Origin of the sequence: Amycolatopsis magusensis (genome assembly GCF_017875555.1) — a bacterium.
Taxonomy (GTDB): Bacteria; Actinomycetota; Actinomycetes; order Mycobacteriales; family Pseudonocardiaceae; genus Amycolatopsis; species Amycolatopsis magusensis.
Window position 1 is genome coordinate 4,294,789 of sequence record NZ_JAGGMS010000001.1, and the last position, 25,212, is coordinate 4,320,000.

28 protein-coding genes are annotated in these 25,212 nt (G+C 71.3%); 20 read left to right on the top strand and 8 right to left on the bottom strand.

The genetic code is table 11. The features are described from left to right. Nucleotides 1–7 precede the first annotated feature (7 nt). Nucleotides 8–1,306: an amino acid deaminase gene (locus tag JOM49_RS19260; protein ID WP_245370585.1), complete on the bottom strand. Its 1,299-nt coding sequence runs from the start codon at nt 1,304–1,306 to the stop codon at nt 8–10. Nucleotides 1,307–1,456: 150 nt separating this feature from the next. Here JOM49_RS19260 and JOM49_RS19265 point away from each other — a divergent pair, with 150 nt between their 5' ends. The 3 genes from JOM49_RS19265 to JOM49_RS19275 are packed head-to-tail and all read left to right on the top strand — an operon-like array spanning nt 1,457 to nt 3,548. Further along, complete coding sequence (locus JOM49_RS19265; protein WP_245370586.1) at nt 1,457–2,401, top strand: sugar kinase; 945 nt, start codon at nt 1,457–1,459, stop codon at nt 2,399–2,401. Continuing rightward, complete coding sequence (locus JOM49_RS19270) at nt 2,398–3,159, top strand: IclR family transcriptional regulator (protein WP_209665673.1); 762 nt, start codon at nt 2,398–2,400, stop codon at nt 3,157–3,159. Before JOM49_RS19265 ends, JOM49_RS19270 begins: the two co-directional genes overlap by 4 nt. 5 nt (nt 3,160–3,164) lie before the next feature. After that, a complete protein-coding gene (locus JOM49_RS19275) occupies nt 3,165–3,548 on the top strand; it encodes a RidA family protein (RefSeq protein ID WP_209665674.1) in 384 nt (127 codons plus the stop codon). A gap of 54 nt (nt 3,549–3,602) precedes the next feature. On the opposite strand, the gene JOM49_RS19280 is transcribed toward JOM49_RS19275, so the two are convergent. Genes JOM49_RS19280 through JOM49_RS19290 form a run of 3 tightly spaced genes read right to left on the bottom strand, consistent with a single transcriptional unit; the run spans nt 3,603 to nt 5,683 of the window. Then, a complete protein-coding gene (locus tag JOM49_RS19280; RefSeq protein WP_209665675.1) occupies nt 3,603–4,601 on the bottom strand; it encodes a 1-aminocyclopropane-1-carboxylate deaminase in 999 nt (332 codons plus the stop codon). Further along, complete coding sequence (locus JOM49_RS19285) at nt 4,601–5,251, bottom strand: GntR family transcriptional regulator (RefSeq protein WP_245369379.1); 651 nt, start codon at nt 5,249–5,251, stop codon at nt 4,601–4,603. Before JOM49_RS19285 ends, JOM49_RS19280 begins: the two co-directional genes overlap by 1 nt. 57 nt (nt 5,252–5,308) lie before the next feature. Then, the gene (locus JOM49_RS19290; RefSeq protein ID WP_209665677.1) at nt 5,309–5,683 is read right to left on the bottom strand and encodes a DUF1844 domain-containing protein; all 375 of its coding nucleotides are present in this window, start codon (nt 5,681–5,683) and stop codon (nt 5,309–5,311) included. A 223-nt stretch (nt 5,684–5,906) separates the two neighbouring features. On the opposite strand from JOM49_RS19290, the gene infC reads away from it, so the two are divergent. The 6 genes from infC to pheT all read left to right on the top strand — a co-directional run bounded on the left by infC (nt 5,907) and on the right by pheT (nt 11,885). Then, nucleotides 5,907–6,536, top strand: a complete 630-nt coding sequence (gene infC, locus JOM49_RS19295) for a translation initiation factor IF-3 (protein WP_209665678.1) — start codon at nt 5,907–5,909, stop codon at nt 6,534–6,536. Nucleotides 6,537–6,607: 71 nt separating this feature from the next. Next, the gene (rpmI, locus tag JOM49_RS19300) at nt 6,608–6,802 is read left to right on the top strand and encodes a 50S ribosomal protein L35 (protein ID WP_113692815.1); all 195 of its coding nucleotides are present in this window, start codon (nt 6,608–6,610) and stop codon (nt 6,800–6,802) included. A 61-nt stretch (nt 6,803–6,863) separates the two neighbouring features. Further along, a complete protein-coding gene (gene rplT / locus JOM49_RS19305) occupies nt 6,864–7,244 on the top strand; it encodes a 50S ribosomal protein L20 (RefSeq protein ID WP_209665679.1) in 381 nt (126 codons plus the stop codon). 11 nt (nt 7,245–7,255) lie between these two features. Beyond that, nucleotides 7,256–8,074 (top strand): TrmH family RNA methyltransferase, encoded by an 819-nt coding sequence (locus JOM49_RS19310; RefSeq protein ID WP_282769205.1) that lies wholly within the window; start codon nt 7,256–7,258, stop codon nt 8,072–8,074. 218 nt (nt 8,075–8,292) lie between these two features. Continuing rightward, complete coding sequence (gene pheS, locus JOM49_RS19315; protein WP_209665680.1) at nt 8,293–9,360, top strand: phenylalanine--tRNA ligase subunit alpha; 1,068 nt, start codon at nt 8,293–8,295, stop codon at nt 9,358–9,360. Further along, entirely contained in the window at nt 9,360–11,885 is a 2,526-nt protein-coding gene (pheT, locus tag JOM49_RS19320) for a phenylalanine--tRNA ligase subunit beta (protein ID WP_209665681.1), read from the top strand. Before pheS ends, pheT begins: the two co-directional genes overlap by 1 nt. Nucleotides 11,886–11,892: 7 nt before the next feature. Here pheT and JOM49_RS19325 read toward each other — a convergent pair whose 3' ends face one another. Then, nucleotides 11,893–12,579, bottom strand: a complete 687-nt coding sequence (locus JOM49_RS19325; RefSeq protein ID WP_209665682.1) for a DNA alkylation repair protein — start codon at nt 12,577–12,579, stop codon at nt 11,893–11,895. 130 nt (nt 12,580–12,709) lie between these two features. Here JOM49_RS19325 and JOM49_RS19330 point away from each other — a divergent pair, with 130 nt between their 5' ends. The 8 genes from JOM49_RS19330 to argH all read left to right on the top strand — a co-directional run bounded on the left by JOM49_RS19330 (nt 12,710) and on the right by argH (nt 20,480). Further along, on the top strand, nt 12,710–13,189 hold the full coding sequence (locus tag JOM49_RS19330; RefSeq protein WP_209665683.1) for a helix-turn-helix domain containing protein: 480 nt from the start codon (nt 12,710–12,712) through the stop codon (nt 13,187–13,189). A gap of 90 nt (nt 13,190–13,279) precedes the next feature. Next, a complete protein-coding gene (gene argC, locus JOM49_RS19335; RefSeq protein ID WP_209665684.1) occupies nt 13,280–14,308 on the top strand; it encodes an N-acetyl-gamma-glutamyl-phosphate reductase in 1,029 nt (342 codons plus the stop codon). After that, on the top strand, nt 14,305–15,456 hold the full coding sequence (gene argJ / locus JOM49_RS19340; RefSeq protein ID WP_209665685.1) for a bifunctional glutamate N-acetyltransferase/amino-acid acetyltransferase ArgJ: 1,152 nt from the start codon (nt 14,305–14,307) through the stop codon (nt 15,454–15,456). The genes argC and argJ overlap by 4 nt, the downstream gene beginning before the upstream one ends. Then, a complete protein-coding gene (argB, locus tag JOM49_RS19345; protein ID WP_209665686.1) occupies nt 15,453–16,373 on the top strand; it encodes an acetylglutamate kinase in 921 nt (306 codons plus the stop codon). The genes argJ and argB overlap by 4 nt, the downstream gene beginning before the upstream one ends. After that, on the top strand, nt 16,370–17,566 hold the full coding sequence (locus tag JOM49_RS19350; protein ID WP_209665687.1) for an acetylornithine transaminase: 1,197 nt from the start codon (nt 16,370–16,372) through the stop codon (nt 17,564–17,566). Before argB ends, JOM49_RS19350 begins: the two co-directional genes overlap by 4 nt. A gap of 4 nt (nt 17,567–17,570) precedes the next feature. Beyond that, nucleotides 17,571–18,509, top strand: coding sequence for an ornithine carbamoyltransferase (argF, locus tag JOM49_RS19355; protein WP_209665688.1), 939 nt, complete (start codon nt 17,571–17,573; stop codon nt 18,507–18,509). Further along, complete coding sequence (locus JOM49_RS19360; protein WP_209665689.1) at nt 18,506–18,997, top strand: arginine repressor; 492 nt, start codon at nt 18,506–18,508, stop codon at nt 18,995–18,997. The genes argF and JOM49_RS19360 overlap by 4 nt, the downstream gene beginning before the upstream one ends. Before the next feature lie 67 nt (nt 18,998–19,064). Beyond that, nucleotides 19,065–20,480, top strand: coding sequence for an argininosuccinate lyase (argH, locus tag JOM49_RS19365; RefSeq protein ID WP_209665690.1), 1,416 nt, complete (start codon nt 19,065–19,067; stop codon nt 20,478–20,480). On the opposite strand, the gene JOM49_RS19370 is transcribed toward argH, so the two are convergent. The 3 genes from JOM49_RS19370 to JOM49_RS19380 are packed head-to-tail and all read right to left on the bottom strand — an operon-like array spanning nt 20,473 to nt 22,248. Continuing rightward, nucleotides 20,473–21,108, bottom strand: a complete 636-nt coding sequence (locus tag JOM49_RS19370; RefSeq protein ID WP_308158793.1) for a TetR family transcriptional regulator — start codon at nt 21,106–21,108, stop codon at nt 20,473–20,475. The genes argH and JOM49_RS19370 overlap by 8 nt on opposite strands. Further along, nucleotides 21,105–21,773 carry a DUF4166 domain-containing protein gene (locus tag JOM49_RS19375; RefSeq protein WP_209665692.1) on the bottom strand — a complete coding sequence of 223 codons (669 nt, stop codon included), beginning with the start codon at nt 21,771–21,773 and terminating at the stop codon, nt 21,105–21,107. Before JOM49_RS19375 ends, JOM49_RS19370 begins: the two co-directional genes overlap by 4 nt. After that, nucleotides 21,742–22,248 (bottom strand): hypothetical protein, encoded by a 507-nt coding sequence (locus JOM49_RS19380; protein ID WP_209665693.1) that lies wholly within the window; start codon nt 22,246–22,248, stop codon nt 21,742–21,744. Before JOM49_RS19380 ends, JOM49_RS19375 begins: the two co-directional genes overlap by 32 nt. Nucleotides 22,249–22,362: 114 nt before the next feature. Between JOM49_RS19380 and JOM49_RS19385 the strand changes: the two genes are divergently transcribed. From JOM49_RS19385 to tyrS, 3 genes are read left to right on the top strand one after another with little or no spacing between them, the layout of a single operon-like run. Then, nucleotides 22,363–22,974, top strand: coding sequence for a VOC family protein (locus JOM49_RS19385; protein WP_209665694.1), 612 nt, complete (start codon nt 22,363–22,365; stop codon nt 22,972–22,974). Continuing rightward, nucleotides 22,971–23,591, top strand: a complete 621-nt coding sequence (locus JOM49_RS19390; RefSeq protein WP_209665695.1) for a DNA-3-methyladenine glycosylase — start codon at nt 22,971–22,973, stop codon at nt 23,589–23,591. Before JOM49_RS19385 ends, JOM49_RS19390 begins: the two co-directional genes overlap by 4 nt. A 44-nt stretch (nt 23,592–23,635) precedes the next feature. Further along, the gene (gene tyrS, locus JOM49_RS19395; protein ID WP_209665696.1) at nt 23,636–24,910 is read left to right on the top strand and encodes a tyrosine--tRNA ligase; all 1,275 of its coding nucleotides are present in this window, start codon (nt 23,636–23,638) and stop codon (nt 24,908–24,910) included. Nucleotides 24,911–25,212: the final 302 nt, after the last annotated feature.

The window sequence follows — 25,212 nt, forward strand, 5'->3', positions numbered from 1 at the left end:
CCAGCCCCTAGAAGTAGGTGCGGACGAAATCGACGACCGTCCGGCCGTCGGCGTCCACCACGGGGATGAGCGGCCACTTGTCGAACACCGTGCAGGGGTGCGACAAGCCGAGCCCGATCCAGTCGCCGACCGCCACCGGCGAGCCGGGCGGCAGGGCGAGGAAGGCGTGCTGGTCGTTCATCGCGGTGACGGTGTGCCCGGAGAGCGGCTCCACCCGGTCGTCCGGACCGCGCCGCGACTGCGGTTCGGGCAGTCCTTCGTCGAAGGAGGCGTCGCGCTTGCCGAGCGTGAGCAACGCGAGTTCCTCGGACGGCTTCGAGGTCACCTGGGCCCAGGCGCGCAACGCGGACCGGAACGGCTCGCCGGTCGTGCGCGGGTGCTCCCCCAGCGGGGAGATCCCGCGGTAGAAGCCGTCGTCGTGGGTCAGGTAGGCGCCGCTGCGCAGCACCGGGCGGATGGTCAGCCCGTCCGGCCAGCCGGTGGTGATGCCCTCGGCGACCTGGTCGAAGTACGCGCTGCCCCCGGCGGTCACGATGATCTCGTCCACGTCGGCGAACAGCCCGCGCCCGTGCAGGTCGACCGCCAGCTCACGCAGGTCGTCCACATAGGACTTGATCAGGGCCTGGGCGGCTTCGCTCGCGTCGTGCGCGAGCGCGCCCTCGTACCCGCCGACCCCGGCCAGCCGCAGCGCCGGGCTGGCGTGCACGGCTTCGGCGACGGCGATCGCGGTGGCGCGGTCACGGGCGCCGGTGCGACCGCCGTCCGCGCCCAGTTCCACCAGCACGTCCACCGGTCGCGTCCCGGTCAGCGCGGCGCTCATCCGCGCCACGCCGTCGGTCGAATCGACCCAGCAGGTGAACTCGAACGACGGGTCGGCGTCCAGTTCGGCGGAGAGCCAGGCCAGCGCGGCCGGGTCCACCAGCTGGTTGGCCAGCAGGATCCGGGAAAGGCCGAAGGCGCGGTAGATCCGCAGCTGGCTGGCGTTCGCGGTGGTGATGCCCCAGGCGCCGTGCTCGAGCTGGCGGGCGAACAACGCGGGCGCCATCGTGGTCTTGCCGTGGGGCGCCAGTTCGACACCGTGCTTCGCGCACCAGTCCGCCATGGCGCGGAGGTTGTGCGCGAGCGCGTCCTCTTCGAGCACCACGACCGGGCCGAGGAAGCCGCCGGTGAACAGGTCCGGCTTGGCCGCCGCGGCCTCGCCGATCCGGCGGCCGGACAGTTCGGCCGGGATCGACTTGAACCGCCAGTCGATGGTTTCGTTGCGGGCGCTCTCGAGTGCCGCTTCGTTGATCACGCAGCTCACCAGCCAGCCTCCAAGCGTTGCATATGTTGCAACGGGCGTTGCGCATATTGCGTGGCATAGGTGTAGCATCCGGGTCGCGACTGGTCAACGGCGAGAAAACGCGGGGAGTCGGGTTTGTCCAACCTGCCGGAAGTGCTCTGCATCGGCGAGTCGATGGCGCTCTTTGTCCCCGGTGAGGCCGGGCCACCGCACCGGGTGCGGACCTGGCAGCGCACGGTCGGCGGCGCGGAGTCCAATGTGGCCTGCCACCTCGCCGCACTGGGCCTGCGCAGCCGCTGGGTCAGCGCCGTCGGCGAGGATCCGTTCGGGCGCGCGCTGCTCGACGAGATCGGCGCGGCCGGGGTGGACGTCAGCGACGCCGTCGTCGACCCCGCGCGGCCGACCGGGTTGTACGTCAAGGAAAGCGGCTCCGGCGGCAGCCCGGTGCGCTACTACCGGACCGGCTCGGCGGCCTCGGCGATGGGTCCGGACCTGCTGCGCCGCCTCGACCTCGGTGCCGTCGACGTGATCCACCTGAGCGGGATCACCTCGGCGCTGTCGGCCTCCTGCGCCGAACTCGTGCGCGAGGTGCTCGCCCGGCCGAGGACGGGCACGCGCGTCTCGTTCGACCTGAACTTCCGGCCGGTGCTGTGGACCGGGCGCGACCACGCCGCCGAACTGACCGCGCTCGCCCGCCAGGCCGACATCGTGCTCGCCGGCGACGACGAAGCCGAGATCGTCTGGGGAACCGGTGATCCGGGTGTGCTGCGCAAACGCTTGCCGGAACCCGAAACGCTGGTGATCAAGCACGGCGCCCGCGGCGCGACCCTGCTCGAAGGCGATCGCGAGCCGGTGTTCGCGCCCGCGCTGAAGGTGGACGTGGTCGAGCCGGTCGGCGCCGGGGATGCCTTCGCGGCCGGGTTCCTCGCCGCGACCCTGCGCGGGGAGGATCCGCTGACCCGGCTGCGGTCCGGTCACCTGCAGGCGGCCTCGACGCTCCGCACGCACGACGACGTGGGGCCGCCGCTGCCCCCGGACGTGATCGCCGGGCTGCTCGCCGCCGACGAGGCGGCCTGGGCGGCGACCCGGCTGACGGACGAGGGAGTGGTGCGCGCATGAGCCAGAGCCTGGACCGGGCGCTCACCCTGCTTTCCGGGATGGCCAAGGAACATCGGACGCTGGACCAGCTCGCCGAAGAGGTCGGCGTGCACAAGTCCACCGTGCTGCGGCTGCTGCGCACGCTCGAGCAGCACCACTTCGTCCGCCGCGACGGCACGCGGTACTACCGGCTCGGCAGCGCGCTGTTCGACCTGGCGAACCAGGCGCTGGAGGGCTACGACGTCCGCCGCGCCGCGCAGCCCGCGCTCGCCGCGCTCAACGCGCGCACCGGGCACACCGTGCACCTGGCCAGCTACGAGGACGGCGAAGTCGTCTACATCGACAAGTACGAGGGACGGCACTCGGTCCGGATGTACTCGCGGGTCGGCAAACGCGCGCCGCTGCACTGCACCGCGGTCGGCAAGGTGCTGGTCGCCTCGTTCACGCCGGACCGGCGGCATGAGGTGGCTCACCGGATCGACTACGTCCGGCTGACCACCAATACGATTTCCTCGGCGGCCGGGTACCTGGCCGAACTGGCGCAGGTCGAGCGCCGCGGCTACGCGGTGGACAACGCCGAACACGAGGACTTCATCCACTGCATCGCCGCGCCGGTGCGCGGCGCGGGCGGCGAGGTGCTGGCCGCGGCCAGCCTGTCGGTGCCCAAGGTGCTGCTGGACTACGAAGGACTGCTCGCGCTGGTACCGGACCTGGTGTCGGCCGCGGAGGAGGCGTCCATCCACAGTGGATGGACGGGAGCGAGGAACACGGAAGGATGAGGCACATGGGCAAGGTCGCGATCAGCACGGAGAACGCCCCGACACCGGTGGCGAACTTCGCGCAGGCCGTTCGCAAGGGGAACATCCTGCAGCTGGCCGGCCAGGTCGCCTTCGAACCCGGCACGAACAAGATCGTCGGGGACACGGTCGGCGACCAGACCCGCCAGACGTTCAAGAACCTCACCGCCGTGCTGGAGGCGGCCGGGGCGAGCTGGGACGACGTGGTGATGACGCGGGTGTACCTGACCGACACCGGGCACTTCGCCGAGTTCAACCAGGTCTACAACGAACTCATCGGCGAGCCGTACCCGGCGCGCACCACCGTCTACGTCGGCCTGCCCGCCGGCCTCCTGGTCGAAATCGACCTGCTGGCCGTCGTCGGCGACTGACCGGCACTGCTAGGAGTGGGGCATTACTAGCATTGAATGCAAGTAATGCCCCACTCATAGCAATGAGCTGTAGGCGTTCAGGGCGGGTTGGCCGCCCAGGTGGGCGTAGAGGACCGTGGAAGAGCGCGGGATTTCGCCCCGGGTGACCAGGTCGATCAGGCCCGCCATCGACTTGCCCTCGTACACCGGGTCGGTGATCATCGCCTCCAGCCTGCCCGCCGTGCGCATGGCGTCCACAGTGGACTCGTCCGGCACGCCGTAGATCCCGGCGTGGTAACGCTCGTCGAGGATCACCTCCTCCGGCTCACGCGGGGCGTCGATCAACGAAGCGGTCGCCTTCGCGATCCGGCCGACCTGCGCCCGCGTCTCCGCCGGTTTCGCCGAGGCGTCGATGCCGATGATCCGGCGCGGCCGCTCGCCCAGCGTGGCGCCCGCGATCATGCCCGCCTGTGTGCTGCCGGTGACCGAGCAGACCACGATGGTGTCGAAGTGGACACCCAGTTCCCGTTCCTGCGCCTCGACTTCGAGCATCCAGTTCGCGAACCCGAGCCCGCCGAGCCGGTGGTCCGAAGCCCCGGCCGGGATCGCGTACGGCGTGCCGCCGCCCGCCTCGATCTCCGCGACCGCCTGCTCCCAGCTCTGTTTGAACCCGATGCCGAAACCGGCGTCCACCAGCCGGACGTCGGCGCCCATCAGCCGGGAGAGCTGGATGTTGCCCACCCGGTCGTACCCGGGATCTTCCCAGTCCACCCAGCTTTCCTGCACCAGCACGGCTTTCAGCCCGGTGCGGGCGGCCGCCGCGGCCACCTGCCTGGTGTGGTTGGACTGCACGCCGCCGATCGAGATCAGCGTGTCCGCCCCGGTCGCGAGCGCGTCGGCGACCAGGTACTCCAGCTTGCGCGTCTTGTTGCCGCCGTAGGCCAGCCCGGAGTTGACGTCCTCGCGCTTGGCCCAGATCTCGGCGCCGCGGAGGTGCGCGGTGAGCCGGTCGAGGCGGTGCACCGGCGAGGGGCCGAACAGCAGCGGGTGGCGGGGGAACGAGCCGAGGGACATCAGCTTTCCTTTCCGGCGTCCAGCAGGTCGCCGAGTTCGGCCCAGATCCGGCCGGTGATGCGGACGGCTTCGCCCGTGTCACCCGCCGCGCAGGCGTCGATGAGCTGCTCGTGCCGCCGGATCGACCGGTGCGCGGGCAGGCTGGAGAACCGCGCGCGCTCGAGGCGGCGCAGCAGCGGGGTGTAGCGGTCGAGCGTCTCGGCCACCGCCCGGTTGCCGCACGCCTCGACCGGCACGTCGTGGAACTCGTCGTCCGCCTCGATGGCGGCGTCGACCTCCCGCGCTTCGATGGCGGCGGCGAATTTCGCGTTGGCCGCCCGCATCCGCGTCAGGTGCTCCGGCGTCAGCCGCGCGGAACGCACGGCGAACTCGTGCAGCGCGCGGGTCAGCTGGAGCGCGTCGCGCACGTCGTCGCTTTCGAGTGGCGCGACACGGGTGAAGCTCTGCGGCTTCGATTCGACGAGGCCTTCGGCGGTGAGCCTGGTCAGCGCCTGCCGCACCGGCGCACGGGACAGGCCCAGTTCGGCGGCCAAGTCGTGCTCACGCAACTGCTCACCGGGCTTCAGTTCTCCCGTGACGATCGCTCGCCGCAGGTGCTCGTAAGCCTCGTCCCGCAGCAACACGCGGCGGACGGGCGCCAACCCACTCATATCTAACATGTTAGCTGTCGGAAAGCGGGACCGCCAGGGTCCCGCCGGGAGGCCGGCTCAGTGCACGGGGCCGGTGTACTTCTCGCCGGGACCCTGGCCGGGCGCGTCCGGCACGGCCGAGGCCTCGCGGAACGCCTTCTGCAACGACTGCAGTCCGTCGCGCAGCGGGCCGGCGTGCGCACCGAGGTACTCCGCCGACGAGGTGACCAGTCCCGCCAGTGCGGTGATCAGGCGCCGCGCCTCGTCGAGGTCGCGGCGGGGGCTGTTGTCCGGGTCCACGTCGGCGAGGCCGAGCCGCTCGGCACCGGCCGACATCAACATCACGGCGGCCCGGCTGATCACCTCTACACTGGGGATCGTCTCGAGCTCGCGGATGCCGTCGGCGTCCGTCGCGGGGGAATTCTGAGGCTGGTGTCCAGCGTTGAACGACACGTCTGGTACCCTTCCACGAGCGACCAGCCCCTGAGTGATCGGGGGCGGCAAGTGGAGCCCCGCTCCCACCCGTGTCACCGTTTTCAGGCGGCCGGGTCCGGTCTCGCGAAACGGCACGACCCGCTCGGGCGTGGCCGTCGCGAAGGCAGCCGACCTCGTGTCGGCGGCCGATCGGATGAGGGCCCCGCGGCCGCATGCAGATGCGGAAGCCGGGGCCTTTGGTATGTGGGCACCAGGTCGAACGAGCAGAGCAGAACATTACTCGGACCAAGGAGGCCCCATCAGCTCCGAGACGCGCATCAACGAGCGCATCCGCGTTCCCGAGGTCCGGCTGGTCGGACCCAACGGGGAGCAGGTCGGCATCGTCCGCATAGAGGACGCACTCCGGCTCGCCCAGGAAGCGGACCTGGACCTCGTCGAGGTCGCCCCGCAGGCACGGCCGCCGGTCGCCAAGCTCATGGACTTCGGCAAGTTCAAGTACGAGAGCGCCCAGAAGGCCCGCGAGTCGCGCCGCAACCAGCAGCTGACCGTCATCAAAGAGCAGAAGCTGCGCCCGAAGATCGACCAGCACGACTACGAGACGAAGAAGGGCCACGTGTCCCGCTTCCTCGCCGCTGGTAACAAGGTCAAGGTCACGATCATGTTCCGTGGCCGGGAGCAGTCCAGGCCGGAGCTCGGCTTCCGCCTGCTGCAGAAGCTGGCCGACGACGTCCAGGAGCTCGGCTTCGTGGAGTCCTCGCCCAAGCAGGACGGCCGCAACATGATCATGGTGCTGGCGCCGCACAAGAACGTGAAGCCGCCGAAGGCGAAGGCCAAGGAAGCCGAAGCCGAAGCCGAAGTGGCGGATTCCTAGTACCGGCCCCGGGCCCGCACAGTCAGCAGCACACCGAGAAATCGGTGTGCTGCCGCACGAAAGAGGATGAAATGCCCAAGAACAAGACCCACAGCGGGACCTCCAAGCGAGTCCGCGTCACCGGCACCGGCAAGATCCGCCGCCAGAAGGCCGGCCGCCGTCACCTGATGGAGAAGAAGGCCAGCAAGGTGACCCGGCGTCTCGAAGGCACCACCGAGCTGGCCAAGGCCGACGTCAGCCGCGTCAAGCGCCTCCTCGGCCGCTGACCGCACTTGCTCTGAACACCCCGGGGCGTAACCCGCCCCCCGAGATCGACAGGATGGACCCGTGGCACGCGTCAAGCGGGCGGTGAACGCCAAGAAGAAGCGTCGCACAACTCTCGAACTGGCCAGTGGTTACCGCGGTCAGCGCTCCCGGCTGTACCGCAAGGCCAAGGAGCAGACGCTTCACTCCCTGAACTACGCCTACCGGGACCGCCGGGCCCGCAAGGGTGACTTCCGCCAGCTGTGGATCACCCGCATCAACGCGGCCGCCCGGGCGAACGGGGTGACCTACAACCGGTTCATCCAGGGCCTCAAGGCCGCCGGGGTGGAGGTCGACCGCAAGATCCTCGCCGACCTCGCGGTGAACGACGCCGTCGCCTTCACGGCGCTGGCCGAGCTGGCCAAGCAGAACGTGACGACCGGCGAAGAGAAGAAGTCGGCCTGAGCACCACCGGCGTGAACCAGCGACCCGGGGACGGTCTGCCCGCACTGTCGGGCCACAAGACCCCCCGGGTCGTTGCTGCGCGCAGGCTGACCTCGCGGTCCGGCCGCACCGAAGCGGGCCGCTTCCTCGCCGAAGGCGCGCAGGCCGTCCGCGAAGCGCTGGCGTACGGGACCGTGCACGAGCTGTTCGCCACCGAAGCCGCGGCGGACAAGCACCCGGAACTCGTCGCCCGCGCGGCGGAAAGCGGTGCGCGGATCTCCTCGATCACCCAGCGCGCCGCCGAGATGCTCTCGGAAACCGTTTCACCACAAGGGCTCGTCGCCGTCTGCGAACTGGTCGACGTCCCGCTCGCCGACGCGTTGTCCGGCTCGCCGCGCCTGGTCGCGGTCCTCGCGGGCATCGCCGACCCCGGCAACGCCGGCACCGTGCTGCGAGTCGCCGACGCCGCCGGCGCGGACGCGGTGATCTTCGCCGGGGACACCGTCGATCCGCACAACGGCAAGTGCGTGCGCGCCTCCACCGGCAGTCTTTTCCACCTGCCGGTCGCCCGCGAACGTGATGTGGCCAAGGCCATCGAAGCCTGCCGCGCCGCGGGCCTGCGCGTGTTCGCCGCCGACGGTTACGCCGAGGCGGGCCTGGAGTCCGCCGACGACCTCGCCGCCCCCTCCGCCTGGGTGCTCGGCAACGAGGCGCACGGCCTTTCCGCCGACCTGCTCGCCCTCGCCGACCGCGGCATCCGGGTGCCGATCTACGGCAAGGCGGAAAGCCTCAATCTGGCCACCGCCGCCAGTTTGTGCCTCTACGCGAGCGCCATGGCCGCCCACCGCTAGAGGGCGTCCGCAAGACCTCGGTCGCGCTCTTCGCGCCCAGGAACCACCTGGATCACGAAGCCCATCGACCAGGCCTTGCGGACACCCTCTTGTTGATCTTTCAAGATATCGTCGTTGAGCAGGGGTTAGCCGCCGGAGTGATTCCCCGGTCGCCTAGACTCTGCGGCTGAATGTGCACGTGCGCCCGCGAACCCGTCCCGAGTGGACGCCGAGGAGCTATGTCCGAAGCCAACGACAGCCAGGAGCCGGCCACCGCCGACGCGCTGGCCCCGGAAACCCTGCAGGCCGCCGTCAAGTCCGCGGACACGGACTTCGCCGCGGCCGCGGACCTCGACGCCCTCGCCGCGGTCAAGCCGGCGCACCTGGGTGACAACTCCCCGTTGCTGCTCGCCCGCAGGCAGATCGGCAGCCTCTCCAAGCAGGAGAAGGCCGAAGCGGGCAAGCGGGTCAACGAGGCCCGCGCCGCCATCCAGCACGCCTTCGACGCGCGCCGCGCCACCCTGCAGGTCGAGCGGGACGAGCGGGTGCTGCGCGAAGAAGCCGTCGACGTGACGCTGCCGTGGGACAAGGTCCCGTCCGGTGCCCGGCACCCGATGACCACGCTCGCCGAGCGGGTCGCCGACGTGTTCGTCGGCATGGGGTACGAGGTGGCCGACGGGCCCGAGCTCGAAGCCGAGTGGTTCAACTTCGACGCGCTGAACTTCGGCAAGGACCACCCCGCGCGTCAGCTGGCGGACACCTTCTACGTGGCGCCGGAGGGCTCCGGCCTGGTGCTGCGCACGCACACCTCGCCGGTGCAGGCCCGGACGCTGCTGCACCGCGACCTGCCGGTCTACGTGGTCTGCCCCGGCCGCACCTACCGCACCGACGAGCTGGACTCCACGCACACGCCGGTGTTCCACCAGGTCGAGGGCCTCGCGGTGGACAAGGGCATCACCATGGCCCACCTCAAGGGCACGCTGGACGCCTTCGCGCGCGCCATGTTCGGGGAGAGCTCGAAAACCCGGCTGCGCCCGCACTTCTTCCCGTTCACCGAGCCGTCGGCCGAGGTCGACGTGTGGTTCGAGCAGAAGAAGGGCGGCCCCGGCTGGGTCGAGTGGGGCGGCTGCGGCATGGTCAACCCCAACGTGCTGCGGTCCTGCGGGGTCGACCCCGAGGTCTACTCGGGCTTCGCGTTCGGCATGGGCCTGGAGCGCACCCTGCAGTTCCGCAACGGCATCCCGGACATGCGCGACATGGTCGAGGGCGACGTCCGGTTCACCCTTCCCTTCGGAACGGAGGCGTAGTGCGAGTTCCCGTCAGCTGGCTGACCGAGCACCTCGAACTCGGTGAGGCGGTCGGGCCGCAGGAGCTGGTCGACGCCTTCGTCCGCATCGGCATCGAGGTCGACGGGCTGCACCCGCTCGACACGGTCACCGGCCCGCTGGTGATCGGCCGGGTCGTGGAGATCGAGGAGCTCACCGGGTTCAAGAAGCCGATCCGGTTCTGCCGGGTCGAGGTGGGCGAGGAGCACGCGCCCGAGGAGACCGGCACCGAGGAGCCGGACCCGTCGGCGATCAAGACCCGCGGCATCGTCTGCGGCGCCAGCAACTTCGCCGAGGGCGATCTCGTGGTGGCCGCGTTGCCCGGCGCGGTACTGCCCGGCGGGTTCGCCATCGCCTCGCGCAAGACCTACGGCCGCATCAGCGACGGCATGATCTGCTCGGCCAAGGAACTGGGGCTCGGCGAGGACCACTCCGGCATCCTGGTGCTGCCGCCGGGGACCGCCGGTCCCGGTGACGACGCCGCCGAGGTGATCGGCCTGGCCGACACCGTGCTGGACCTGGTGCCGACCCCGGACCGCGGCTACGCGCTGTCGATCCGCGGCCTGGCGCGCGAGCTGTCCAACGCGCTCGACGCGCCCTTCGGCGACCCCGGGCTGCTCGACGTCCCGGTGGCCGAGGGCGAAGCTTGGCCGGTCCGCATCGAGGACCCCGAAGGCTGCCCGCGCTTCGTGCTGCGCCGGGTCACCGGGCTGGACGCCTCCGCGCCGACGCCGTGGTGGATGCGCCGCCGCCTGCTGCTGGCCGGGATGCGCCCGATCTCGCTGGCCGTGGATGTGACCAACTACGTCATGCTCGAACTGGGCCACCCGCTGCACGCGTTCGACACCAGCGCGGTGCAGGGCGAGCTGGTCGTCCGCCGGGCGAAGCCGGGCGAGAAGCTGACCACGCTGGACGACGCCGTGCGCGAGCTGGACGGCGACGACATCGTCATCGCCGACGACTCCGGCGTCATCTCGCTGGCGGGCACCATGGGCGGTGCGAGCACGGAGATCACCCCGGAGAGCACGGACGTGCTGCTCGAAGCCGCGCACTGGGACCCGTCGTCGATCAGCCGGACCGCGCGGCGGCACAAGCTGTTCTCCGAGGCGGCCAAGCGGTTCGAGCGGTTCACCGACCCGCAGCTCCCGCCCGCGGCGGTGGAGCTGGCGGCGCGGTTGCTGCGCCAGTACGGCGAAGGCCGCATCCAGCCGGGCCGCACCGACGCCGGGCAGGCCCCGCAGCCCACGCCGATCACCATGCCGATGAGCCTGCCGGACGAGGTGGCCGGGGTGCGCTACGACCGCGGGGTCACCGCGCGCAGGCTCACCCAGATCGGCTGCAAGGTCGGCATCGGTACCTCCGACGACGGGACCGCGCTGGTCACCGCCGTGCCGCCGAGCTGGCGCGGTGACCTGGTGCAGCCCGCCGACCTGGTCGAGGAGGTGCTCCGGCTGGAGAACTACGACAGCATCCCGTCGGAGCTGCCGACCGCCCCGGCCGGTTCCGGGCTGACCGAGGCCCAGCGCCGCCGCCGCACCGTCTCGCGGTCGCTGGCCGCGGCCGGTTACGTCGAGGTGCTGCCCTTCCCGTTCGTCGCGAAGTCCACTTGGGACGCTTTCGGGCTGCCCGAGGACGACGTGCGCCGCAATGCGGTGAAGGTGCTCAACCCGCTGGAGTCCGACAAGGACCAGCTGGCCACCTCATTGCTGCCCGGCTTGCTGGAAACCTTGCAGCGCAACGTTTCCCGCGGCTTCCGTGACGTCGGTCTCTACCAGGTCGGCCAGGTCGTGCTGCCCGCCGGCAAGCAGACCGCGATGCCCGCGGTCGGCGTGGGGCAGCGCCCTGCCGACGAGGAGCTGGCCGCGCTCGAGGCCGCCGTGCCCGCGCAACCGGTGCACGTCGCCGTGGTCGCGACCGGGCACCGCGAACGCCCCGGCTGGTGGGGCGAAGGCGCGATGGCTTCCTGGGCGGACGCCATCGAGGCCGCCCGTACCGTCGCCGCGGCCGCCGGTGTCGAGCTGGAGGCCCGCTCGGCGGACCTGCTGCCCTGGCACCCGGGCCGCTGCGCCCGGCTGTTCGCCGGTGACTGGCCGGTCGGCCACGCCGGTGAGCTGCACCCCAAGGTGATCGACGCACTCGGCCTGCCCAAGCGCACGGTGGCGATGGAGCTGGACCTCGACGCGATCCCGCTGGTCGAGCGCCGCCCGGCGCCCGCCGTCTCGCCGTACCCGCCGGTGCTGCTGGACGTGGCACTGGTGGCCGACAGCTCCGTGCCCTCGGCCGAGCTGGCCGAGACCCTGCGTGGTGGTGGCGGCGAACTGCTCGAGGACATCGCGCTGTTCGACGTCTACAGCGGTGAGCAGCTCGAGGCCGGCAAGCGCTCCCTCGCCTACAAGCTGCGGTTCCGCGCGCCGGACCGCACGCTCAAGGTCGAGGAGGCCACTGCCGCCAGGGACGCCGCTGTCGCCGCGGCCGCCGAGCGGTTCGGGGTCACCCTGCGCGCCTGACGCCTGTTCAGTTTTTCAGGTGCTTGAGCGCCTCCCTCCGCGACAGCGGCGAGAGGTCGCCGTGGTCCTCGGCGAAGGCCAGTACCCACTCCGGGTCGGTCTTCGCCAGTTCCCGCAGGGCCCAGCCGATCCCCTTGCGCAGGAAGAAGTCCGGCTCGCCGATGCTGGCCTCGATCGCCTGCGTGAGCAGTTCGGTGTCGGTGGCGGCCTTCGCCCCGATCTGGCAGATGATCGAGGTGCGGCGCCGCCACCGGTCCTGGCCGGTGGACCACTCCAGCAGCACCGGCTTGAGCACGCGCGGCTCGGCTCGCAGCAGCGGGCCGATCCGGCGGATGGCCACCTCGTCCACGTAGTCCCACCACGCCCCGGTGACGATCAGCTCCTCGTACAGCTCGAGCAGATCGGCGTTCTGCCAGCCCCGGTAGGCGCCGTGCCCGGTCAGGTCGATCGCCAGGTACCGCTCCTCCCGGTACTCGGCCTCACGCCACAACTGCAGCGTGACCGCGGTGAACTCGGCGACATCGGCCAGCGGGTGCGCCCGGAACAGCCGGTTCGCCAGCTTTCGCCGGGCCGGGGTGGGCACCCCGCGGTAGGGCATGGCCGACTTCATGTACCGCTGCATCCGCGGTGCCTTGGCCGCGTCGCCCAGCTCGGCGAGCCCGGCCCGTGCGGCCGCCACCAGTTCTGCGGTCATAACCGTCCTTCCCCTCGGACCGCTCACCCTAAGCACCCCGACCGACACTTTCCCGCCACCGCGCTCCGCGAGCACCCGATCACCGCCGGTGTCCGCAAACTGTCGGACCCCGTGGCTAGCGTCCCGGCGCATGACAGTTTCCGAACAGCACCGGACCCAGATCCGGACCGAAACCGGTACCTACACCGTCGAGGCGGCCTCCCTGCCGGAGGCGGACCCGCCGCGGGTGGTGGTGGACGTCAACGCCACCGGCCCGGAGGGCGAGCCCGTCGCGGACGGGCGCCTCGAACTCGACCCCACGGTCGCGGCCACCCTGGCCACCGTGCTCTCCAGGGCCCTGCGCTCGGCGGGCGCGCTCGGCCGGTCCGGCGCACGAAGACCAGGTCCACGCCCGGCCCAGCAGGGGCAGCCGTGGTCGGCCGAGCAGGATGCCGACCTCGAACGCCGCTGGCTGGCCGGCGAACCGGTCGAGGCGATCGCGGCGGACTTCGGCCGCAGCCCGGGCAGCATCCGCGCCCGGCTGCCCAGGGTGGGCTGCGATCCGGAGGTCCGGGGCGCCCACCTGCCGGAACCACCCAGCCGCCGAGGGGAGGACCCACCAGGCCCGTGACCTCACGCGACCGGCCCAGCGGCGGGAGGAAAGCCCGCCACGCTGCAGCCCGGTTTGTTTAGGATTGCGTCGGCGTGCATAATCATGCGTATGACGGTGAAGGCGGCGGTGGCCGGTGCCAGCGGGTACGCGGGGGGCGAACTCCTGCGCCTGCTGCTGGGCCACCCGGAGATCGAGATCGGCGCGCTCACGGCGGCGAGCAGCGCGGGGGACCGGCTGGGCAAGCACCAGCCGCACCTCGTGCCGCTCGCCGACCGGGTGCTCGCCGAGACGACGGCGGACACGCTGGCCGGGCACGACGTGGTGTTCCTCGCCCTGCCCCACGGGCATTCCGGGGAGATCGCCGCGCAGCTCGGTGAGGAGGTGCTGGTGGTCGACCTCGGTGCCGACCACCGGCTGCGCGACGCCTCGGACTGGCAGCGCTGGTACAGCGGCGAGCACGCGGGCACCTGGCCCTACGGCCTGCCCGAACTGCCCGGCGCCAGGGAGAAGCTGTACGGCACCAAGCGGATCGCCGTGCCCGGCTGCTTCCCGACCGGCGGTTCGCTGGCGCTCGCGCCCGCTTTCGCCGCGGGGCTGGTCGAGCCGGAGGCGCACTTCGTCTCGGTGACCGGCACCTCGGGTGCGGGCAAGAGCGCCAAGCCGCACCTGCTCGGTTCCGAGGTGATGGGCTCGGCCAGCGCGTACGGCGTCGGCGGAGCGCATCGGCACACGCCGGAGTTCGCGCAGAACCTCGGGCTGGTCGCGGGCGAGCGGGTGACCGTCTCGTTCACGCCGGTGCTCGCCCCGATGCCGCGCGGGATCCTGACCACGGCCAGCGCGCCCCTGCGCTCGGACGTGGACGCCGACGCCATCAGGGCCGAGTACGAGAAGGCCTACCACGACGAGCCGTTCGTGCACCTGCTGCCCGAGGGCAGCTGGCCGAGCACCGCCGCCGTGCTGGGCTCGAACGCCGTGCAGTTGCAGGTGACCGTGGACGCCGACGCCCGGCGCCTGGTGGTCATCGCCGCGCTGGACAACCTGACCAAGGGCACCGCCGGGGGCGCCGTGCAGTCGGCGAACCTGGCACTGGGTCTCGCCGAGACCACCGGACTTTCCACAGTGGGAGTAGCACCATGACGATCACCGCGCCGCAGGGCTTCCGGGCCGCCGGGGTGACCGCGGGCCTCAAGCCCAGCGGCAAACCCGACGTCGCCCTCGTGGTCAACGAGGGCCCGTCCGACGTGGCCGCGGCCGTGTTCACCACGAACCGCTGCAAGGCCAACCCGGTCCTGTGGAGCGAGCGCGTGCTCGACGACGGCCGCGCCCGCGCGGTCGTGCTCAACTCCGGTGGCGCCAACTGCTACACCGGCCCGCAGGGGTTCCAGAACACGCACAGCGCCGCCGAGCAGGTCGCCGCCCGGCTGGGCCTCGGCGCCGTCGAGGTGGTCGTCTGCTCGACCGGTCTGATCGGCGAGCAGTTGCAGGCCGACAAGCTGCGCACCGGCATCGACGCCGCCGTCGAGGCGTTGTCGGCGGACGGCGGCCCGGCCGCCGCCGAGGCCATCATGACCACCGACACCCGGGCGAAGGAGGCGGTGTACGAGGGCAAGGGCTTCCGCGTCGGCGGCATCGCCAAGGGCGCCGGCATGCTGGCCCCCGCGCTCGCCACCATGCTCGTGGTCCTCACCACCGACGCCGACGTGGACGCGGCCACCGCGGACGCCGCGCTGCGCGAAGCCACCCGGCTCACCTTCGACCGGCTGGATTCCGACGGCTGCATGTCCACCAACGACACCGTGGTCCTGCTGTGCAGCGGGTCCTCCGGGGTGAAGCCGGGACCGAACGAGTTCGGCGAAGTGCTGCGTGACCTCTGCCACGACCTCGCCCAGCAGTTGCTCGCCGACGCCGAGGGTGCCGACCACGACATCAGCATCGAGGTGGTGAACGCGGCCACCGAGCAGGACGCGGTGGACGTGGGCCGGGCCATCGCCCGGAGCAACCTGTTCAAGACCGCGGTGTTCGGCAAGGACCCGAACTGGGGCCGCATCCTCGCCTCGGTCGGCACCACCGAGGCGGTGTTCGAGCCGGACCGCCTCGACGTGGCGTTCAACGGCGTCTGGGTGTGCCGCGGTGGTGAACCGGGTGAGCCCCGCGAAAAGGTGGACCTGAACCCGCGCGAGGTGACCGTGACCGTCGACCTCAAGGCGGGCGTGGCCGCGGCCACCATCTGGACGAACGACCTCACGCACGCCTACGTGCACGAGAACTCGGCGTACTCGACGTGACCCCGTCCGAATCGGTGATCAGCGCCGACGAACGGCTGACCACCGCCGCCGAGAAGGCGGGTGTGCTGGTCGAGGCGCTGCCGTGGCTGCAGCGGTTCCACGGGGCCACCGTCGTGGTCAAGTACGGCGGCAACGCGATGATCGACGACGAGCTCAAGCGCGCCTTCGCCGAGGACATGGTGTTCCTCCGCCTCGCCGGGCTGCGCCCGGTGGTGGTGCACGGCGGCGGGCCGCAGATCAGCGCGATGCTCGCGCGGCTCGGCATCGAAGGCGAGTTCAAGGGCGGCCTGCGGGTCACCACGCCGGAGACCATGGACATCGTGCGCATGGTGCTGGTCGGGCAGGTCAGCCGCGAGCTGGTCGGCCTGATCAACGCGCACGGCCCGTACGCGGTCGGCATCTCCGGTGAGGACGCGCGGCTGTTCACCGCGGAACGCAAGCAGGCCACGGTGGACGGCGAGGCGGTGGACATCGGCCTGGTCGGCGAGGTGGCCTCGGTCAACCCGGACGCGGTGCTCGACATCGTCAACGCGGGCCGCATCCCGGTGGTCTCCACGGTCGCCCCGGACGTGGACGGCGTGGTGCACAACGTCAACGCCGACACCGCCGCCGGCGCGCTGGCCGCCGCGCTCGGTGCCGAGAAGCTGGTGGTGCTCACCGACGTCGAGGGCCTCTACGCGAACTGGCCCGACCGGTCCTCGCTGGTGGACCGGATCCGGGTGGACCGGCTGGAGCAGCTCCTGCCGGGGCTGGCCAGCGGCATGATCCCGAAGATGGAGGCCTGCGTGCGCGCCATCCGCGGCGGGGTCCGGCGGGCGCACGTGATCGACGGGCGCATCGCGCACTCGGTGTTGCTCGAAGTGTTCACCAGCCAGGGGATCGGCACCATGGTGCTGCCGGAAGGAGAGCCGGGATGACCACCGTCAAGTCCAATGAGGACGGTCAGGTGCGCTGGCGCTCCGCGCTGATGGACAACTACGGCACCCCGAAGCTCACCCTGGTGCGCGGCGAGGGCGCCACGGTGTGGGACGCCGACGGCAAGTCCTATGTGGACCTGGTCGGTGGCATCGCGGTCAACGCACTCGGGCATGCCCACCCGGCGGTGGTCGAGGCGGTGACCGCGCAGGTCAAGCAGCTCGGGCACACCTCGAACCTCTACATCAACCCGGTGACCGTCGACCTGGCCGAAGCGCTGCTCGACGTGGCAGGCCTGCGGGGCGGCGGCAAGGTGCTGTTCGTCAACTCCGGCGCCGAGGCCAACGAAGCCGCGCTCAAGATCAGCAGGCGCACCGGCCGCACCAAGGTGATCGCCTGCGAGGGTGCCTTCCACGGCCGCACCATGGGCGCGCTCTCGCTCACCGGGCAGCCCGCGAAGAAGGAGCCCTTCGTACCGCTCGTGCCGGGCGTGGAGCACATCCCGTTCGGTGACGTCGACGCGCTGCGGGCCGCGGTGGACACCGACACCGCGGCGGTCTTCCTGGAGCCGATCCTCGGTGAGGGCGGTGTGGTGCCCGCGCCGGACGGCTACCTGCGCGCGGCCAGGGAGATCACCGAAGCGGCAGGCGCGCTGCTGGTGCTCGACGAGGTGCAGACCGGCATCGGCCGCACCGGCGCCTGGTTCGCCTACCAGCACGACGGCATCGTGCCGGACGTGATCACGCTGGCCAAGGGCCTCGGCGGCGGCCTGCCGCTGGGCGCGGTGATCGGCGTGGGCGCGGCGGCCGACCTGTTCGGCCCCGGCCACCACGGCACCACCTTCGGCGGCAACCCGGTGTCCTGCGCGGCCGGACTCGCCGTGCTCCGGACCATCGCCGCCGAAGGGTTGAACGAGCACGTTGCGGCGCTGGGCAAGGAGATCACCGCCGGCGTCGAACAACTCGGGCACCCGCTGGTGACCGGCGTGCGCGGCCACGGGCTGCTGCTCGGCATCACGCTGGCGGAACCGGCTTCGGCCGCGGTCGCCGCCGCCGCCCAGGACGCCGGTTACCTGGTCAACCCGATCCAGCCGGACACCGTCCGCCTGGCACCCCCGCTGACCCTGAGCGCGGAGGAGGCGGCCGGTTTCCTGGCCGCGCTGCCCGACGCGCTCGGCACCACCACCCAGGACTGAACCCATGCCAAGGCACTTCCTCCGCGACGACGACCTGACCCCCGCCGAGCAGCTCGCCGTGCTCGACCTCGCCGACCAGCTCAAGGCCGCCCCGCTGAGCTCGCGGGCGCTCGAGGGCAAGTCGATCGCGGCCATCTTCGAAAAGAACTCCACCCGCACCCGGCTCTCGTTCGACGTCGGGATCGCCCAGCTCGGCGGGCACCCGGTGATCGTCGACGGCCGGTCCATGCAGCTCGGCCGCGAGGAGACCATCGAGGACACCTCGCGGGTGCTCTCCCGGTACGTCGACGCCGTGGTCTGGCGGACCTTCGCGCAGAAGCGCATGGACGCGATGGCCGCGGTCTCCCGGATCCCGGTGATCAACGCGCTCACCGACGAGTTCCACCCCTGCCAGGTGCTCACCGACCTGCAGACCATCCGCGAGCGCAAGGGCAAGCTCGCCGGGCTGACCCTGGTCTACCTCGGCGACGGCGCCAACAACATGGCGCATTCGCTGCTGCTCGGCGGCACCACCGCGGGCCTGCACGTCCGCGTGGTCTCCCCGGAGGGTTTCCAGCCGGACCAGCAGGTGATGCTGGACGCCAAGCACCGCGCGTCCGAGACCGGGGGCAGCGCGACCGTGTTCACCGATCCGCACGCCGCGGTCGACGGGGCCGACGTGCTGGTCACCGACACCTGGACCTCGATGGGCCAGGAGAACGACGGGCTCGACCGCGTCGGCCCGTTCCGCTCGCTCCAGGTGAACGCAGCCCTGCTGGAGCGAGCCGCGCCGGAGGCGATCGTGCTGCACTGCCTGCCCGCGCACCGCGGCTGGGAGATCACCGACGAGGTGCTCGACGGCCCGGCCAGCGCGGTGTGGGACGAGGCGGAGAACCGGCTGCACGCGCAGAAGGCGCTGCTGGTCTGGCTGCTCGAAGACAAGCACGACGAGCGACGCCGATGAGCAGGGCGGCCAGGCAGGCGCGGATCATCGAGCTGGTGTCCACGATGGCCATCCGCAGCCAGACCGAGTTGGCCAAGCTGCTGGCCGCCGAAGGCACCGACGTCACCCAGGCGACGCTGTCGCGCGACCTCGACGAACTGGGCGCGGTGAAGTTGCGCGGCGCCGATTCGGGTGCGCCGGTGTACGTGATCCCGGAGGACGGCAGCCCGGTGCGCGGGGTGCAGGGCGGGACCTCCCGCCTGGCCAAGCTGCTCGCCGAGCTGATGGTCTCGGTGGACGCCTCCGGCAACCTGATGGTCCTGCGCACCCCGCCGGGGGCGGCGCAGTTCCTCGCCAGCGCGATCGACCGGGCCGCGCTGGAGGAGGTCGTCGGCTCCATCGCCGGCGACGACACCGTGGCGGTCATCGCGCGCGAGCCGCTGACCGGCAAGGGCCTGGCCGAGCGGTTCGCCGAGCTGGCGGACCGGTCGTCCACTCCCGAGGAGTGAGTAGGGTGCCCGGCGAACAACGACTTCAGCGACTTCAGCGACTTCAGCGACGAGAAAGTGTGAGCGAGTGAGCGCGAAAGAACAGCCGGTCCAGTTGTGGGGCGGCAGGTTCGCCAGTGGACCGGCCGAGGCGATGGCGGCGTTGAGCCTGTCGACGCACTTCGACTGGCGGCTGGCGCCGTACGACATCGCCGGTTCGCGGGCGCACGCCCGGGTGCTGCGCAAGGCCGGGCTGCTCACCGAGGACGAGTTGTCCGGGATGCTGGCCGCGCTGGACACGCTCGCCGAGGACGTGGCCTCCGGCGCGTTCACCCCGGAGATCGCGGACGAGGACGTGCACACCGCGCTCGAACGCGGACTGCTGGAGCGCGCGGGCGCCGAACTGGGCGGCAAGCTGCGCGCGGGCCGCTCGCGCAACGACCAGGTCGCCACGCTGTTCCGGATGTACCTGCGTGACGCCGCGCGCCGGATGATCGCGGGCACGCTCGACGTGGTCGAAGCGCTGGTGTCGCAGGCCGAACGCAACGCCGACGCCATCCTGCCCGGCCGCACCCACCTCCAGCACGCGCAGCCGGTGCTGCTCGCGCACCACCTCCAGGCCCACGCGCACGCGCTGCTGCGTGACGTCGGCCGCCTGCGGGACTGGGACGCGCGGACCGCCGAGTCGCCGTACGGTTCCGGCGCGCTCGCCGGTTCCTCGCTCGGCCTCGACCCGGAAGCCGTGGCCGCGGAGCTGGGCTTCGACACCTCCGTGGAGAACTCCATCGACGGCACGGCGTCGAGGGACTTCGCCGCCGAGTTCGCCTTCGCGCTCGCCATGCTCGGGGTGAACCTGTCGCGGATCGCCGAAGAGGTGATCATCTGGAACACCGCCGAATTCGGCTACGTCACGCTCGACGACGCCTGGGCCACCGGCAGTTCGATCATGCCGCAGAAGAAGAACCCGGACGTGGCCGAGCTGACCCGCGGCAAGTCCGGCAGGCTGATCGGCAACCTCACCGGCCTGCTGGCCACGCTCAAGGCGCAGCCGCTGGCCTACAACCGGGACCTGCAGGAGGACAAGGAGCCGGTGTTCGACTCGGTCGAGCAGCTGGACCTGCTGTTCCCGGCGCTGGCGGGCATGCTCGGCACGCTCACCTTCCACACCCGCCGCCTCGCCGAACTGGCGCCCGCGGGCTTCACCCTGGCCACCGACATCGCGGAATGGCTGGTGCGCCAGGGAGTTCCGTTCCGCGTGGCGCACGAGGCCGCGGGGGAGTGCGTGCGCGTGGCCGAGGGCCGCGGCGCCGGTCTCGAAGACCTGACCGACGACGAGCTGGCGAAGATCCACCCCACGCTCACCCCCGCCGTGCGCGAGGTGCTGACCATCGAAGGCTCGGTCGCTTCTCGTGACGCACGTGGCGGGACCGCGCCGGTGCGGGTCACCGAACAACGCGAGCGGCTGGTGCAGCGGATCGGCGAACTGCGCGACTGGCTCAAGTAGCGCGGTTCTTCGCCGCCGACCGCAGTTTCGCCCGTACGGCCTTGGTGGCCATCGGGCCGAGGTTCTCGAGCACGTCGGCGAGGGCGGCGAGCTGAGCGAGCGCGCCCAGCGCCTGCTCACCGCCCTCCCGGTCGACCGTCTCGAACAGGGTGAGCCCGAGGAACCCGGCCGAGGTCGCTCGCGCCAGCCCGGCCGGATCGGCGAACTCGGTCAGCGGTGAACCGGCGAGCACGCGCACCAGCGTGCTCTCCACCTCGGCCGTCCACTTGCCCAGCGCTTCGCGGGTGGCTTCGGCGAGCCGGCCGCCGCTCTGCGCTCCGGCGAGCGCCTGGGCCAGCACGGCGAGGTTGCCGTCGGCGCGTTCGGTCTCGTGGATTTCGCGTCCGAGGTCGAGCAGTCCGCTGAGCGAGGTCACCGAGGCGAACCGGTCCCGGTAGGTGGCGACCCGCGCTTCGGTGGTCTGCACGCAGGCCTGCGCGATCAGCTCTTCCACGGTGCCGAAGTGGTAGAAGATCAGCGCCTGGTTCGCCCCGGCGGCGGCCGCCACCGAGCGGGCCGACACCGCGGTGATGCCCTGGTCGCGGATGACCGCCAGCACGCCCTCGACCAGCCGCTGTTTGGTGTTCACCACAACACCTTCTCGCGCAGGGGTTTCACCGCGCCGCTCACCCCCTGTTCGACGAAGGTGGCGGTGAACCGGCCGTGGTAGCCGAACACCGGGCCGAACCGCGGGTTGGCCACCACCACCTCGATCCGGAACTGCCCGAGGTCCTCGTCGAACCACTCTTCGACCGCCGCGGTCCCGGCGATCCGCGGCGGCAGCACCGTCCGCAGCGGACCCTCGTGCAGCCGGAACTCGCCCGACGTGATCCGGAAACCGCCGTCCTCGCGCACCCCCAGCCGAAGGTCGGTCGCCACGTGCTGGTGCGTGCCGAGGTAGTCGACGATGCGCCCGGTCCTCGGGTCGAGCACCATCTGCGCGTCGAACCGCCGCCGCTTGCCGGGCAGCTCGAAGGTGCGCACGAACGACAGCGTCTCGCGGCCGAAGGAGTCCACGTACGGGTAGTTCTCGATGGTGAATGGCACGTCGCGGCCCTGTTCGGGGAACAGGATGTGCCGGGTGGTGCCCAGCCGGAGGAACGGCGCGGTGAACGCCGGGCCACGCCAGATCCGGTCCATCACCCCGCGCCCGATCATGCCGGTCCCGGATGCCGTGCCCAGGCTGAGCCGCTGCCGCACCCGCGGGTGCAGGCGGGCGAAGTCAGCACCGAAAGCTTGTTCGAAGATGGTCAAGTCGCCTCCTTTGTCCTTCCGGCTCGACCCCGTCTTCGAGCCAGCGGCGGAGCAGTTCGAACGAGTGCGCGGTGAGCCGGGCGAAGACCGGCCGGAAAACGCGGTCGGCCGCGTCGCCGAGCGCACCCCAGCGCGTCGTGTAGTCGAAGCCGGTGGCGAAACGGACGCCGTCCGGCTCCGGTGCGTACCGCCAGTACCCCGAGCCCTGGCGGATCAGCGACAGCGGATCGGCCGAGTGGAACTTCAGCGCCGACGTGCAGCCGCCGTCCGGCCGGTGCCGTTCGCCGGCGTGCGTGCCCACCCCGGTCACCGCCACGCCGAGGAAGCAGCTGGTGTACCGGAACCGGCCGGGCGCCAGCGGCACGATCTCGGCGAACCGCAGGTCCCAGCGCTGGTGCAGCGCCGGGTCCTGGGTGTGGCGCCAGAGCGTGCCGAGGTCCGTGCGGATGCTCGTCTCCACCTCGATCCGGGTCATCACCCCTCCTCTTGAGCGACTGCTCAAATCACTGTAGCCGCAGTTGAGCGATTGCTCAAAACTCGCGCTGGCTAGGCTTCTCCGGGGGAGAACGGACACGAAGAGGGGAGTGCGGTGCTGGATCACCTGGTCTATGCGACACCGGACCTCGGCCGGACGGTCGACGACCTGGCCGAACGCGGAATCACGCTGAGTCCCGGCGGGCCGCACCCCGGCCTGGGCACGCGCAACCACCTCGCCGCACTCGGCGAGAACGCGTTCCTGGAGGTCATCGGCCCGGACCCGGAGCAGCCAGAGCCTGCCACGCGGCGGCCCTTCGGCATCGACGAACTCACCGCGCCCAGGCTGGTGACCTGGGCGATCCAGGTGCCGGACCTCGACGCGGCGCTGGACCGCGCCCGCGCGGCAGGGCACGAACCCGGCGACGTCGTGCCGATGTCCCGCCGCCGTCCCGACAGCGTGCTGCTGACCTGGCGGCTGGCCTTCCCGCCGGACGACCGCGGCGGGCTCGTGCCGTTCGTGATCGGCTGGGGCGACACGCCACACCCGTCGCACACCGCCGCGACCGGCACGCGCCTGGTCTCACTCCGTGGCGAGCACCCCGATCCGGCGAGCCTCGTCCCGGTGTTCGCGGCGCTGGATACCGAACTCGCGGTGACGGAGGCAGCCGAACCGGCCTTGGTGGCCGAGTTCGCCACCGCTTCGGGCAAGGTGGTGCTCAAGTGACGGGACGACTGGTTACCGCGGACGAACTGGCCATCGATCCGGTCGTCGCGGCACCGTTCCTGCTGGGCTGCGAGATCGAGGCCGACGGCCCCGACGGCACGGTCCGCGTGCGCCTGGTCGAGGTGGAGGCCTATCGCGGCCACGACGACCCGGCGTCGCACTGCTACCGCGGCCGGACCCCGCGCAACGACGTGATGTGGGGCCCGGCGGGTCACCTGTACGTGTACTTCGTCTACGGGATGCACTTCTGCGCCAACGTGGTGTGTGTCACGGACGGGGTGCCCGGCGCGGTGCTGCTGCGCGCGGCCGAAGTCGTCGAAGGCGCCGACGTCGTCCGTGCCCGACGGCCGAAGGCGCGCTCCGCCACGGTCGCGAACGGCCCGGCGATCCTCACCTCGGCGCTGGCTCTGGACCGCGCGCACAACGGCATCGACCTGCTCGACCCGAAGTCCCCGGTGCGGTTGCTGACCGGGGAGCGCGTTCCCACCAGCGAGATCCGCACCGGCCCGCGGGTCGGCGTCGCCGCGGCGATGGACACCCCGTGGCGGTTCTGGGTGGACGGCTCGCCCGCGGTGTCGACCTACCGGCGAGGCGGGCGGGTGCGGCCGGGGCGGTGAGCCCGCCCGGAATCCGATTGCGCTGGTGGGGGATCATTCAGTGCGTGAGTGAGCACATCCTTGACGAACTGTCCTGGCGCGGCCTGATCGCGCAGTCCACCGACGTCGACGCCCTGCGCCGAGACCTGGACCAGGGCCCGCTCACGCTCTATTGCGGCTTCGACCCGACCGCGCCCAGCCTGCACGCGGGCAACCTGGTCCCGCTGCTGATGCTGAGCCGGTTCCAGCGCGCCGGGCACCGGCCGATCGTCCTGGCCGGAGGCGCGACCGGGATGATCGGCGACCCGCGCGACACCGGTGAGCGCACGCTGAACACGCTCGACGTGGTCGGTGAATGGGCGGGCCGGATCCGCGGCCAGCTCGAGCGGTTCGTCGACTTCGACGATTCGCCGACCAGCGCGGTCGTGGTCAACAACCTGGACTGGACCGGCCCGCAGTCGGTGCTCGAGTTCCTGCGCGACGTCGGCAAGCACTTCCCGGTCAACACCATGCTGAACCGGGAGACGGTGAAGCGGCGGCTGGAAACCGACGGCATGTCCTACACCGAGTTCAGCTACCTGCTGCTGCAGTCGCAGGACTACCTGCACCTGAACCGGAAGTACGGCTGCACCTTGCAGGTCGGCGGCTCGGACCAGTGGGGCAACCTGGTCGGCGGGGTGGACCTGATCCGCCGCGTCGACGGCAAGAGCGTGCACGCGCTGACCGCGCCGCTGGTCACCGACGCCGAGGGCCGCAAGTTCGGCAAGTCCACCGGTGGCGGCAACCTCTGGCTGGACCCCGAGATGACCTCGCCGTACGCGTGGTTCCAGTACTTCGTCAACGTCGGCGACGCCGACGTGCTCCGATACCTGCGGATGTTCACCTTCCTCACCGCCGAGGAGCTCGCGGTGCTGGCCGAGGACACCGAGCAACGGCCGCACCTGCGAGCCGCGCAGAAGCGGCTGGCGGAGGAGTTCACCACGCTGGTGCACGGCGCCGAGCAGACCCGGCAGGTCATCGCGGCCAGCCAGGCCCTGTTCGGCCGGGGCGAGCTGGGTGAACTGGACGCGTCCACGCTGGACGCCGCGATGGCGGAGGTGCCCAGCGGCGAGGTGAAGCTGTCCGACGAGCCGACCATCGTCGAGCTGCTGCTCGCCGGCGGGCTGGTGGACAGCAAGGGCGCCGCGCGCCGCACGGTGAAGGAGGGCGGCGCGTACGTGAACAACACCAAGGTCACCGACGAGGAGTGGAAGCCGGGTTCCGGCGATCTGCTGCACGGCCGGTGGCTGGTGGTCCGCCGGGGCAAGCGCAACATCGCCGGCGTCGCGGCCGCGCACTGAGCGCTCGGGCCGAGAACAGGCGGCTGACCTGCGGTTTCTCCGTTAAGGGACCCCCCTGTTTTCGGCCCCAAACCGCCGTGTAATGTTCTCTTCGTCGCCAGGGAAACCCGGCGGCCGCCGGGACCACGAACCAAGCTCCCACCTTGTGGTAGAGTGGGTGGTCCCAAATCTGAGACAGTCACTACCCCCACTGAATCCGAGTGGTTCGACGCCGGGTAGGCTGGTTCAGGGCCAAAAACCTCGTAGTGTGTTGCTTGAGAACTCAACAGTGTGCTAGTGAACTAAGCCAGTAGAGCTTATAT

What these genes read in the sequence shown, in the direction of transcription:
- JOM49_RS19265 (WP_245370586.1), top strand. Translation starts at nt 1,457, where the DNA reads ATGGCGCTCTTTGTCCCCGGTGAGGCCGGGCCACCGCACCGGGTGCGG.
- JOM49_RS19270 (WP_209665673.1), top strand. Translation starts at nt 2,398, where the DNA reads ATGAGCCAGAGCCTGGACCGGGCGCTCACCCTGCTTTCCGGGATGGCC.
- JOM49_RS19275 (WP_209665674.1), top strand. Translation starts at nt 3,165, where the DNA reads ATGGGCAAGGTCGCGATCAGCACGGAGAACGCCCCGACACCGGTGGCG.
- JOM49_RS19280 (WP_209665675.1), bottom strand. Translation starts at nt 4,601, where the DNA reads ATGTCCCTCGGCTCGTTCCCCCGCCACCCGCTGCTGTTCGGCCCCTCG.
- JOM49_RS19285 (WP_245369379.1), bottom strand. Translation starts at nt 5,251, where the DNA reads ATGAGTGGGTTGGCGCCCGTCCGCCGCGTGTTGCTGCGGGACGAGGCT.
- infC (WP_209665678.1), top strand. Translation starts at nt 5,907, where the DNA reads ATGTGGGCACCAGGTCGAACGAGCAGAGCAGAACATTACTCGGACCAA.
- rpmI (WP_113692815.1), top strand. Translation starts at nt 6,608, where the DNA reads ATGCCCAAGAACAAGACCCACAGCGGGACCTCCAAGCGAGTCCGCGTC.
- pheS (WP_209665680.1), top strand. Translation starts at nt 8,293, where the DNA reads ATGTCCGAAGCCAACGACAGCCAGGAGCCGGCCACCGCCGACGCGCTG.
- JOM49_RS19325 (WP_209665682.1), bottom strand. Translation starts at nt 12,579, where the DNA reads ATGACCGCAGAACTGGTGGCGGCCGCACGGGCCGGGCTCGCCGAGCTG.
- JOM49_RS19330 (WP_209665683.1), top strand. Translation starts at nt 12,710, where the DNA reads ATGACAGTTTCCGAACAGCACCGGACCCAGATCCGGACCGAAACCGGT.
- argC (WP_209665684.1), top strand. Translation starts at nt 13,280, where the DNA reads ATGACGGTGAAGGCGGCGGTGGCCGGTGCCAGCGGGTACGCGGGGGGC.
- argJ (WP_209665685.1), top strand. Translation starts at nt 14,305, where the DNA reads ATGACGATCACCGCGCCGCAGGGCTTCCGGGCCGCCGGGGTGACCGCG.
- JOM49_RS19350 (WP_209665687.1), top strand. Translation starts at nt 16,370, where the DNA reads ATGACCACCGTCAAGTCCAATGAGGACGGTCAGGTGCGCTGGCGCTCC.
- argF (WP_209665688.1), top strand. Translation starts at nt 17,571, where the DNA reads ATGCCAAGGCACTTCCTCCGCGACGACGACCTGACCCCCGCCGAGCAG.
- JOM49_RS19360 (WP_209665689.1), top strand. Translation starts at nt 18,506, where the DNA reads ATGAGCAGGGCGGCCAGGCAGGCGCGGATCATCGAGCTGGTGTCCACG.
- JOM49_RS19380 (WP_209665693.1), bottom strand. Translation starts at nt 22,248, where the DNA reads ATGACCCGGATCGAGGTGGAGACGAGCATCCGCACGGACCTCGGCACG.